Raw genomic sequence first — 12100 nt, 5'->3', positions numbered from 1 at the left:
TTGTTCAAAAAAAGCGTAAGCGTTAGTCATTGCATTTTAGTATCTTAATTTATCTAGATGTTTATATTAAAGAATCTGTTCATTATTTGAATATTTCAACTGCAACTCGAGTTGCTTCAGCAAAATATTGTGGTTGAGCTAATTGAGACAAGGTAGTAAAACGAGTAATATACTGTTGATGAAAAAGGTGATCGACAGATGTTGTAATCCGATCTTCCTTCAACCGATCCACTTCAATCACCCCGACTTTACAACCCGCGGTGAGAGCCTCGTAAATCATTGAAACACTATCTTCAGTTACCCAAACCGCTTCGGCTTTTTGCATTTCTTCGAAAATCCAACCTTGCGGAGTGACTTCAACTGGGAAAATCTGTACTTTTTCAATATTTTTTAACTGTTTTAATTCTGCTAAAAACGCTTTTGGTGTGCGCCGTGAAGTGGTCAAAATGATTTCTGAATTTGGATTCAGCTCGACTATCTGTTGAATTGCATGAAGTACTTTAGCTGCATTCCACTGATGGCGTTTTGAAGAGCCACCCAAAGCGATTAGGATTCGACCATGCTGATGCCGTTCTTCATTTACAATAGGATTTAACGCACCTTGTGTCGTTAGTACTTTATTTGATGCTTGAATACCATCGTGCTGTGGAATCACAGCATAATCAAACCATGCAAACGGCAAGCTTGGCTTCATTAAAATAATGGTTTTGGCTTTGTTATACACTTTGCCTAACAGCCATACTCGAAAATGTGTGTGGCTACCGACGCCAAAAATATAGGTTGGCTCGTGTTCTACGGCATGAACTTGATGGCTAAACAGTGCAGAAATAAGTGTCGCTATAGGCAAATCATCAATTGAAATTTCTTGAAATGTGACTGCTTCCTGAGATTGGCGCTGCATGGCCTTAAATAAACCTAGAGCCTGTGAGCGATGTCCTGCTTTACCATCACTGACATAAACAATATGCATAGTCTCGTTCCAAAAAATTCAATATCTTCAAGCCAATAAAAAAAGGCGAAACCTAGTTTCGCCTTTTCATCTTAACCGATCAGCTTATTTTACGTAAGTTAACCAGTGTGCATATTTAGGGTCTTTACCCTGAACCGCATTAAAGAATGCAGTTTGGATTTGCTCAGTGATTGGACCACGACAACCTTCACCAATTTGACGGTCATCATATTCACGGATTGGTGTTACTTCAGCTGCTGTACCTGTGAAGAATGCTTCATCTGCAATGTAGAATTCATCACGTGTAATACGACGTTCAACCACTTCAAAGCCAAGGTCTTTAGCAATTGTAATGATTGTTTGACGTGTAATACCATCAAGTGCACCACCCGCAATATCAGGGGTATGAATCACACCATCACGTACAAGGAATACGTTTTCACCTGAACCTTGGCATACATAGCCTTGCGGATCTAAAAGCATTGCTTCGTCATAACCCGCATGTGCTACTTCTTGATGTGCAAGAATCGACAAAGTGTAGTTACCAGATGCTTTTGCTTTACACATCGTCACGTTTGGATGGTGATGCGTAAATGACGATGTTTTAACGCGAATACCCTTCGCCATCGCTTCTTCGCCAAGGTATGCACCCCAGCTCCAAGCCGCAACCACTGCATGAATTGTATTATCTGTCGCAGCGATACCTAATTTTTCAGAACCGATGAAAATAATTGGACGCAAGTAACAAGACGCTAATTTATTTTCACGAACAACATCAATTTGTGCTTGTTCTAATGCTGCGTGATCAAATGGAACATTCATTTGATAGATTTTTGCAGAATTTAGAAGACGCTTAGTGTGTTCTTTTAAACGGAAAATAGCCGTTCCATTCGGAGTTTCATAGGCACGGACACCTTCAAACACACCCATGCTGTAATGCAAAGTATGTGTTAATACGTGAGTTTTCGCTTCACGCCAGTCAACCAATTGTCCATCTTGCCAAATAAAACCATCACGATCAGCCAAGTTCATGGCACACACTCCAAATTTTTATACACAGTCATTTTTATCCAGTGCCGAAATAGCAGCTGGATCAATTAATCTTTGCCATAGCTTGCAAACGACCACTCGGGTATCGTGCCAATCATCAGCTGAAACTTGCATGGATTGATTCGCAAGTGCTAGACGATGGCTCTCGGCTCGTTCACGGAGATAAGCTTGAATCAATGCTGTCGCATCGGCGCTGGATAAGCAATCCGTTCTTGCGGCATCCTCAAGGATTCGTACGTTGTCAGAGTAATGGGCGAGATCGGGATTCGACCCACTCCATGCTAATACTGCATACTGTGCCATAAATTCGATGTCAACGATACCACCTGCATCTTGTTTTAAATGAAAAATTCCATCTTTTTGCTGTTCTTTAGAAGAGCCTAAATGGTCTTTCATTTTTTGACGCATTTTCAGCACTTCTGCACGAACATTCGCCTCATCACGCGTTTGGGTCAAAATATTACAACGCAGATTTTCAATTTCAACGCGTAAACTATGTTCTCCCGCAATTGTTCTTGCACGAACTAGAGCTTGATGCTCCCATACCCAAGCATTTTTTTGTTGATATTGTTCAAAGGCTTTTAAGCTTGTGACCAATAAACCAGCTTCACCTGAAGGACGTAAGCGAGTATCCACTTCATATACACGACCATCTAAAGTTTGTGTGGTCATCAAGGACATAAATTTTTGCGCAACCCGCATAGCAAACTCAAATCCACTGATTGGCTTCTGCCCATCTGTATCTGCTTGTTCATCCATAAAGTGAATAAACACCAAATCTAAGTCTGAGCCATAACCAAGCTCAATACCACCTACCTTGCCATAGCCAATAACAGCAAAAGCGGTACGGTCGTTTGAACAGCGTTGACCTTGTGCATCGACAGGAAAGCCATGCTTTTTAGCCACAATTTGATAGGCTAAATGCAATGCCGCATTCACAGATACTTCTGCAATATCGGTCAAAGCATCAGACACTTTCATTAAAGGGCTTTCTGCTAATACGTCACTTGCAGCCACAGCCAAAACATTGGATTTTTTAAATAACCGCAGTACACGCATTTGATCTTCAACTTGATCAATCTCAATGCGCAGCAATTGTTGACGCAGTGAGTCTTCTAAGTCTTTGCGCTTGGGTAACTCAAAATCCATGGACAGGAACTCATCCAATAAAACTGGATAATGTGTTAACTCCTCGCAAATCCATGGGCTGACTGTTGCCATTTTGACTAAACGTTGCAACGCACCTTTACTTTCAATCAACATGACCAAATAAACAGTACGACGCATGACCGACTCCACCAAAGGCATCAAACGTAGCAAAGCCGTTTGTGGCTTATCTGACTGTAAAATGGCTTCAATGAGATGCGGCCAAAAGGTTTTTAACCGCTGTACCGCTTTTGCTGGCAATTTTTTTAAGGCATGGCCATACCAAAACTCATGAATTAGATTCTTAGCATCATCATCAAGGACTTCATTCAATTGTGTTTCAAGCTGGCTAAAACTCTCAACCAATGGGTCTGGTTCTTTTTCTTTAATCAAATGCTCAAATTGATAGATAACTTTTGAGCGTTTTTGATTGAGCACCTCTAAAAACTCATCCCATGTTGCAAAACCAAGTGTATCCAAGATTCGTTGACGTGGTTCATCTTCATGCGGCAAGGACTGAGTTTGCTGATCATTTAAGGCTTGAATGGCATGTTCTATCCGACGCAAGAATAAGTAGGCATCTTCCAGTTCATTGACAGCCGTTTTCTCCAGCAACCCCACTTCGCCTAGGTGATGCAAACTCACTAAACATTGGCGATCTTGTAACTCTAGTTTTGAGCCACCGTAAATTAACTGAAAGACTTGTACGATAAATTCAACTTCACGAATCCCGCCTGCCCCTAATTTAATATCATCTTCAATATTACGGCGCAGAACCTCACGTTCAATCATTGCTTTCATTTCACGCATGGCTTCAAAAGCAGTGTAATCAACGTACTTTCGGAATACAAAAGGACGTGTCATTTCAAGAAGCTCATCTCCTTCTTTACCACCCGTCACGATACGAGCTTTAATCCAAGCATAGCGTTCCCATTCGCGACCATGTTGGCTGAGATACTTTTCTAATGCAGCATGACTAATCGCTAAAGCAGAACCATCCCCCCACGGACGAAGACGCATATCCACACGGAAAACAAAACCATCAGCGGTAATGTGATCCAGTAAATAAATCAGTTTTTGTCCCCATAAAATACAGAACTGCTGTACATCAATACATTTTCGCCCATTGGTTTCGCCTTGTTCATCAAAAGCAAAAATCAGGTCAATATCACTGGACAGATTTAACTCTTGTGCACCAAGCTTACCCATCGCAACGACAATTAAATCTTGCACATTGCCTTTATAACCCACAGGTTCACCATGTTTGGCAACCAATGGAATACGCGCAAAATCTTTGGCAGCGCAAATCGATACATCCGCAAAATCAGAAAGCTCACGAGTTAAAGTAACAACATCGGTTAATTGATTGGCATCTTGCCAAATCCAACGAAACATTAAACGCGCTCGAAGTACACGAAGTTCGCGCATCCACATGGTTTCATCAGTAATTTGATCTAATGTTTGGGAAACATAATCTTGAATTTGCTGGGTACTCAATGATGTTAAGTACTGATCAATTGCATAGTCTTGTTCTAAACTTTTTTGATGGATGCCTAACACCTGTTCAGCATATTGACTGGCACGTAATGTTTTCTGCAATTGCTGCACATTCATTCCACAAACCCTAGCATGATTTTTTTCTAGTTATAACAGCTACAAATGCTCAGGGAAAAGTGTTTTTAGACTTTTATCTCATGCAAACTAACCATTCACTTGAGTTGCCAGGCATTCTTGCTCATGACAGGCCGCATCCACATTCAAAACATGATGACTACTTGTTGCAGCAGGTAATAGTACTTTAAAAGTTGTCCCTTCGCCCTCTTTAGAAGTCACCGAGATTTCACCTTGATTTAAATCAACAAAACGTTTACACAGCACCAAACCAAGTCCAGTCCCACGCTCTCCAGCCGTTCCCTTAATACTTACCGTTAATTTTTGCTGGAATAAATCATCAATTTGAGCTTGAGACATACCTAAACCGGTATCTTGAATGGTCAATAAAATTTGCTGTCCAATTTGCTCTGTTGCCAAACGAACTGAGCCGCGACCATCTGTATGTGTAAATTTCAATGCATTGGAGACCAAATTTTGAATTACCGAAGTCATCATATTGATGTCCGCATTCACTTTCGTGCCAATTGCCACATCATTAATTAAGCGAATATTTTTTTTCACGGCTAAACCATTGAGTACATCACAGACAATTTTCGCCGATTGATTTAAATCGAAATTAATAGGGTGATAAACAAAACGTCCGCCTTCCGCCATGGCCCAATTCAACAGACTTTCAAGTAAGTTATAAGTCGATTGCGTGGTGTCATGTAAATAATCTGCAATATTTTGAATACTAGAATCATCTAAAGTACCACGCTCTTGTGCCAGCACTTCTGAAAAGCCCAATAGCCCATGAAACGGAGCACGTAAATCATGCGCAATAATTTGAAAAAATTTGGTTTTACTAAAATTCAGAGCTGATTGCTGTTCATACAATTCTTTTAATTCTGCATTTTCCACACGAAGTTGAATAATATTAACTAAGCTTTGCACAAACTCTTCGACAATTTTTAATTGTTTTTCCTCAAACTGTTCTGTCTGATCATCAAATAGCATGACCTTACCAATTGAAGCTTGATTATATTTCAAATCAAAAGCCACCATCCTGCGATGACCGACCCCAAGCTGCTTTAAATAAGCACTATAAGCTGGATAATTCTCTGAACAAGAGTCTATACGTGAATGGTTTTCAAAAAACGTATCAAGATAATCATCATCGGTTTGAGCAAGGAATGCTTTAAGCCCATTTTCTGAGGCATACCAAATATAAGGCTCATCTTTAAATGCCAAAATTGCGCTATCCGTACCTATCATGCCACGCGCAAATTTTAAAAAATCTTCGACACGATTATCGTCAGTGTAGACCCCCATGAGCAAAGACAAGCGGCAGGCAGCTAACAATTCAGTTTGTGATCCAATCTCAAGTAATTGAAGTACCATTCATTTGTTCTCCTAGGCTGATCTTTCAAATAAAAACCAACGACCGTGCTCAAGATTATTAGCAAAATTTATCATTCGACTCAATAACAAAAGCTAATAAAAAGACTAATGTCACTTACTTAATTTAATTCCACTTTAAAATATACCAAACGTTAAAATAATTTAATAGAAATATATCCAATATTCATTGTTAATATATTTTTTTATTCATACTAATCAATAGTATAATAAACCAAGTTAAGATGTGTTCACAATATCAAAATTGACTAGATTTTAATATCATTCAATTAACACAATCTAAATAGAAACATTCACTTACAGAACACTCAAAAAAACACATACAGAACTTTAGAGATGTATCACAAATTTTGGTGATATTTTCAAAGCATTTTTAGCCTAATGGGACAAAATCCGCCCATTTTTTATTTCTTGTAGGTTAAACACATTCTTTTAATTTGATTATTTTTTCTTAAAAATACCAATCACGACGATTTATATAAATCATTTTTTTGACATGGCATACAGAGCTAGCACAGCGATCGCTTTTACGGAGTCAATCTAATTTATTTTTCATCCATAGTATTTTTTGGATACCACGCCTAACGTCCCAAATTTCCAAATGAAGTTTTTTTACAGTGATTTACCCGGACTTCACAAAAACTGGTGAAGTTATGAACAATTGCGACGAAATGCAGGCAGCAATTAGGCATTATTTATTTGACGCTATAGCCATATTGTTTTACAAATAAATAAAGCCTGATGAGAAAACCGTATAAATACCAATAAAACTAATCACAATCTAATTGCTCAATAGTTTAAAACTATGAATGAGCCTTGATTCTTCTTAATTTTCAAAATATTGCCCCATTATTGGGCAACGAGTATTTATTTTCGTGTTGTATCATTTTTCTACGAAATGTCCACATCACTGTATCTTGCGTTGACTGAAAAGCCCTGAACACCGATACTTTCAATGTTTTATTTAAGCAAATCGGTTCGTAGGGGCTGTGCCATAAGCTCGGCCCTCAAAAACATAATCCAAAGCAAGGGGCTATATATGGCTGGTGGAAAGTCAACTATCATTTACACACTGACCGACGAGGCGCCATTATTGGCGACTTACTCTCTGCTGCCGATCATTGAGACCTTTACTAAGCCTGCTGGCGTTGAAATCGTTAAACGCGACATCTCTGTAGCAGCACGCGTACTCGCTGAATTTACAGATTACTTAAGCGACGAACAAAAGGTGCCAAATACTTTGGCAGAGCTTGGACAATTAACTCAAGATCCAAGCACAAACATCATCAAACTCCCAAATATCAGTGCTTCAGTTGGCCAATTGACTGCTTGTATTAAAGAGCTTCAATCTAAAGGCTTCGCAATTCCTGACTACCCGGAAAACCCAGCGACTGAAGAAGAAAAAGCAATCAAGGCGCGTTATAGCAAATGTTTAGGTTCTGCTGTGAACCCTGTACTTCGTGAAGGTAACTCTGACCGTCGTGCGCCTGCTGCTGTTAAAAACTACGCGAAAAAACACCCGCACTCTATGAGCGAATGGAAACAGTGGTCTCAAACTCACGTTTCTCACATGGACGAAGGTGACTTCTACCACGGCGAAAAGTCGATGACTTTAGACCGCGCGCGTAACGTAAAAATGGAATTGATCACTAAGTCTGGTGAAACTGTTGTTCTTAAGCCAAAAGTTGCGCTTCAAGAAGGCGAAATCATCGACTCAATGTTCATGAGCAAAAAAGCGCTTTGCGACTTCTATGAAAAAGAGTTAGAAGATTGCCGCGAAGCTGGTATTTTGTTCTCTCTACACGTTAAAGCGACCATGATGAAGGTGTCTCACCCAATCGTTTTCGGTCACTGTGTGAAGATTTACTACAAAGATGCATTCGAAAAACACGGCAAATTGTTTGATGAGTTAGGTATTAACATCAACAACGGTATGTCTGGTCTTTACGAAAAAATTGAAACTCTTCCGACTTCTCTTCGTGAAGAAATCATTGCTGACTTACACGCTTGCCAAGAACACCGTCCTGCGCTTGCAATGGTTGATTCTGCAAAAGGCATCACCAACTTCCACTCACCTAACGACGTAATTGTAGATGCATCTATGCCTGCAATGATCCGTGGTGGCGGTAAAATGTGGGGCGCTGACGGCAAACAGTACGACTGTAAAGCTGTAATGCCTGAATCTACTTTCGCGCGTATCTACCAAGAAATGATCAATTTCTGTAAATGGAATGGTAACTTTGATCCACGTACTATGGGTACAGTTCCTAACGTTGGTTTGATGGCGCAAAAAGCTGAAGAATACGGCTCACACGACAAAACTTTCGAAATCGCTGAAGCGGGTGTTGCAAACATCACTGACCTAGAAACTGGTGAAGTGTTGATGTCACAAAACGTGGAAGAAGGCGATATCTGGCGTATGTGCCAAGTGAAAGACGCTCCGATCCGTGACTGGGTGAAACTTGCTGTGACTCGTGCACGCAACTCAGGCATGCCTGCGATCTTCTGGCTTGACCCGTACCGTCCACACGAAAATGAACTGATCAAGAAAGTTGAAAAATACCTGAAAGATCACGACACTGCCGGTCTTGATATCCAGATCATGTCACAAGTACGTGCAATGCGTTATACGCTTGAACGTGTTGCGCGCGGTCTAGATACCATTTCTGTAACAGGTAACATCCTACGTGACTACCTAACAGACTTGTTCCCGATTATGGAATTGGGTACTTCTGCGAAAATGCTTTCTATCGTGCCGTTAATGGCTGGTGGCGGCATGTACGAAACTGGTGCGGGTGGTTCTGCGCCTAAACACGTACAACAACTTGTAGAAGAAAACCACTTACGTTGGGATTCTTTAGGTGAGTTCTTGGCGCTTGCTGTTTCTCTAGAAGAAATGGGCATCAAAGAAGACAACGCGAAAGCTAAACTTCTTGCAAATACGCTTGATGCTGCGACTGGTAAATTGCTTGACAATGACAAGTCTCCATCACGTCGTACTGGCGAACTTGACAACCGTGGCAGCCACTTCTACCTTGCTAAATACTGGGCTGAAGAACTTGCTGCGCAAGACGAAGATGCAGATCTTAAAGCGAAATTCGCTCCTCTTGCTCAAGCTCTTGCTGACAACGAAGAAAAAATTGTTGCAGAACTTGCTGAAGTTCAAGGTAAAGCTGCGGACATCGGTGGTTACTACGCTGTAGATACAGCGAAAGTAAATGCTGTAATGCGTCCAAGCGCAACTTTGAATGCTGCTCTTGATGCTGCTCAATAAGTTGATGCAAAACTAACTTAAGTTAGTGATGTAAAAAAACCAGCGCTTCGGCGCTGGTTTTTTTATTTCTTAGAATATGAAATGCTATTCCATATATGCATCGCATTTTATAGATATGAATTTATAGTTTTAAAGAAAGCTTATACAAAGAAATAGCCAAATTTATAAATAGAATTATCCACTCTATTTTTCTTAGGCAATAAAAAACCCCAAGTCTTAATAAGCTTGGGGTTTTTAGAATTTTGGTCCCGAGGGTCGGACTCGAACCGACACATCATCTCTGATAGTGGATTTTGAATCCACCGCGTCTACCAATTTCACCACCTCGGGTAGGTGTTGAAACGTATAATAAACTTTTTCAGAGACTTGTCAACGCAAGAAATTCCCAATTGATTAAAAATAAAGCGTACAGGTTTTTTTCGATGGATAATCCATCAATTTCAACGTTAAAACCCAAAAAAGTTTATACTAAGCCAAATTTCTTTTGCTTCTTTATCAGATTTCTTGACATGCAACTCTCTGACTTTAATTTCAATCTCCCCGATGAACTCATAGCCCGCTACCCGCTTGAAACACGAAGTGCGTCTCGCCTGCTACACCTTGATCGCCAAGGCCAATATCATGATCAACATTTCACAGATATTTTAGACCTGCTTGAACCGGGTGATTTATTGGTATTGAACGATACCAAAGTGATGAAAGCACGCCTCAAAGGTAAACGTGCAACAGGTGGTGCAATTGAAGTTCTTGTTGAGCGAATTTTAGACCCACAAACAGCACATTGCCACATAAAAGCCAGTAATACACCCAAAGAAGGTGCTGAACTGTTTATTGGCCCAGATGAAGTCAAAGTTACAGTAAAAGGTCGTCATGAAAACTTATTCGTAGTTGAGTTTTCACAACCTATTTTACAAGTTTTGGATTTGTATGGTGCATTGCCTATTCCACCTTATTTTAACCGTGAAGCTGAAAGTATTGATACTGAACGCTACCAAACTGTATTTAACGACCCAACAAAATTAGCATCTGTAGCTGCGCCAACTGCAAGTTTGCATTTTGATGAAGCACTACTAGAAAAATTAGCCGCAAAAGGCATTAACAAAACATTTGTGACCCTACACGTAGGTGCTGGAACGTTCTTGCCTGTACGTACCAATGACATTGAAAATCATATCATGCACAGCGAATGGTGTGATGTATCAGAAGATTCAATGGCTTTAATTCGCGAGACCAAAGCTCGTGGCAATAAAGTCATTGCAGTCGGCACCACTGCGACTCGTGCAACAGAAAGCGCGGCGCAAGCGAATGGTGGCGAATTAAAAGCATGGACAGGTGATACTCAAATCTTTATCTATCCAGGATATGAATTCAAAGTGGTCGACCGCTTAATCACTAACTTCCACCTTCCAGAATCTACTCTTTTAATGTTGGTTTCTGCCCTTTCAAATCGCGACAATATTTTAAATGCGTATCACCATGCGGTTGAAAGTAAATATCGTTTCTTCAGTTATGGTGATGCCATGCTGATTGATAATATCAACGTAAAATAATTCGCTTATAGAAGCCACGCCCATGCCGATTGATACTGTGAAACATTCCATCCACATTCGTCGTAAGAAAAATGAAGTGGTTTTTCGCAATATTGCTCGGTTATGGGATATTGGTCGTAACGCTGAAACACAGCAAGACATCCTTGATGGATTGCATCCTTGGAATGCACCTATCACACTCAAATTTGAAAATTTATTGCCCTTAGCTTTAGGGTTTATAGGCGCCTGCTTTGCCCTATTTATTGTGATACAACCTGACCACGCTTGGGCACAACTTTGCTTTGTAGCGGGCTTAATCATGCTGTTTTGGGCATATATCAGTTATGAAAAAGATGATCCGCTTGAAGATGTCATTGAATACTTAGAAAAAGAATGTATCGCCAAAAAATATCATTTGGCCTTTAATCAACAACCTCAACATATTTCCATTCAACTGAATCATTTGCAGTTTCTTGGTCATCTCAAACGTATGTTTCCAGTATTTAATCAAGGTAGCTTGTCCAATGAGATTAGCTCTTATGCAAGTACCGTCTGGGAAGATGAAAATCAGCAGCAACATCAGGTGATGGTATTTCAATATCACTATGTCCATGAAATCCGTGTACGTGATAAAGATGGTGATGAAGTTAAAGTCAAAGAAATTCACAAAGACCTTTGGGGCGTTTTTGTGTTTGATGTCTCTATTCACGGGCTAGCTGTTTCAGCTTCAGGTAAAGATTATGCTTATCCATACAGCTTTCCATGGCATAGCAGCGATATACAAACCAATCGTAAATTAAAGTTCTTTTGCAGCGATGAATTGGCGTCGGCAAAGCTACTCACACCAAGCTTTGTACTGAAACTTTCGGATTTTTTTCAGCAACGACAAGGTGACCTGCTATTTCATCCGAACAATCAAATAATGTGCTATCTTGGTTCTCTAGATTTATTTAAAGTCAGCAGCAAAGCCAAACAGATAAACGACGTTTCGGCATTACGTGGACATTTAAGAACTGGTGGTGTTTCAAAAAGTATGCTGAAAAAAAGCAGGTTGAATTTTGATAAAATAGAGAAATGCAAATAACTCTAGAAATCAAATGTCCAACCTGCCTCAGTGACAGTATAAAGAAAAATGGCATC

The 12100-nt window shown here is 40.1% G+C and carries 7 protein-coding genes and 1 tRNA gene; 3 read left to right on the top strand and 5 right to left on the bottom strand.

Going from position 1 to position 12100, the window contains the following annotated elements; all coding sequences use genetic code 11:
• Positions 1 to 82: 82 nt before the first annotated feature.
• The 4 genes from FTT84_RS08200 to FTT84_RS08185 all read right to left on the bottom strand — a co-directional run bounded on the left by FTT84_RS08200 (position 83) and on the right by FTT84_RS08185 (position 6139).
• Positions 83 to 970 (bottom strand): mitochondrial fission ELM1 family protein, encoded by an 888-nt coding sequence (locus tag FTT84_RS08200; RefSeq protein WP_180080778.1) that lies wholly within the window; start codon positions 968 to 970, stop codon positions 83 to 85.
• Between the two features lie 84 nt (positions 971 to 1054).
• Positions 1055 to 1981 carry a branched-chain amino acid transaminase gene (locus FTT84_RS08195; protein ID WP_180056370.1) on the bottom strand — a complete coding sequence of 309 codons (927 nt, stop codon included), beginning with the start codon at positions 1979 to 1981 and terminating at the stop codon, positions 1055 to 1057.
• 18 nt (positions 1982 to 1999) lie between these two features.
• Complete coding sequence (glnE, locus tag FTT84_RS08190; RefSeq protein WP_180056372.1) at positions 2000 to 4759, bottom strand: bifunctional [glutamate--ammonia ligase]-adenylyl-L-tyrosine phosphorylase/[glutamate--ammonia-ligase] adenylyltransferase; 2760 nt, start codon at positions 4757 to 4759, stop codon at positions 2000 to 2002.
• A gap of 87 nt (positions 4760 to 4846) precedes the next feature.
• Positions 4847 to 6139, bottom strand: a complete 1293-nt coding sequence (locus FTT84_RS08185; RefSeq protein ID WP_180080776.1) for a sensor histidine kinase KdpD — start codon at positions 6137 to 6139, stop codon at positions 4847 to 4849.
• A gap of 1057 nt (positions 6140 to 7196) precedes the next feature.
• Between FTT84_RS08185 and FTT84_RS08180 the strand changes: the two genes are divergently transcribed.
• Positions 7197 to 9431 carry an NADP-dependent isocitrate dehydrogenase gene (locus FTT84_RS08180; protein ID WP_180080774.1) on the top strand — a complete coding sequence of 745 codons (2235 nt, stop codon included), beginning with the start codon at positions 7197 to 7199 and terminating at the stop codon, positions 9429 to 9431.
• Positions 9432 to 9674: 243 nt separating this feature from the next.
• Here FTT84_RS08180 and FTT84_RS08175 read toward each other — a convergent pair.
• Positions 9675 to 9761 (bottom strand) — tRNA-Leu (locus FTT84_RS08175).
• A 179-nt stretch (positions 9762 to 9940) separates the two neighbouring features.
• Between FTT84_RS08175 and queA the strand changes: the two genes are divergently transcribed.
• Both queA and FTT84_RS08165 read left to right on the top strand, forming a co-directional pair.
• Positions 9941 to 10981 (top strand): tRNA preQ1(34) S-adenosylmethionine ribosyltransferase-isomerase QueA, encoded by a 1041-nt coding sequence (gene queA / locus FTT84_RS08170; protein WP_067767990.1) that lies wholly within the window; start codon positions 9941 to 9943, stop codon positions 10979 to 10981.
• Positions 10982 to 11003: 22 nt separating this feature from the next.
• Complete coding sequence (locus tag FTT84_RS08165; protein ID WP_257223378.1) at positions 11004 to 12044, top strand: hypothetical protein; 1041 nt, start codon at positions 11004 to 11006, stop codon at positions 12042 to 12044.
• The last annotated feature ends 56 nt before the right edge of the window (positions 12045 to 12100 follow it).

Origin of the sequence: Acinetobacter sp. YH01019 (genome assembly GCF_013420285.1) — a bacterium.
Lineage (GTDB): Bacteria > Pseudomonadota > Gammaproteobacteria > Pseudomonadales > Moraxellaceae > Acinetobacter > Acinetobacter gandensis.
This window is presented reverse-complemented; position numbering and strand designations above follow the sequence as displayed.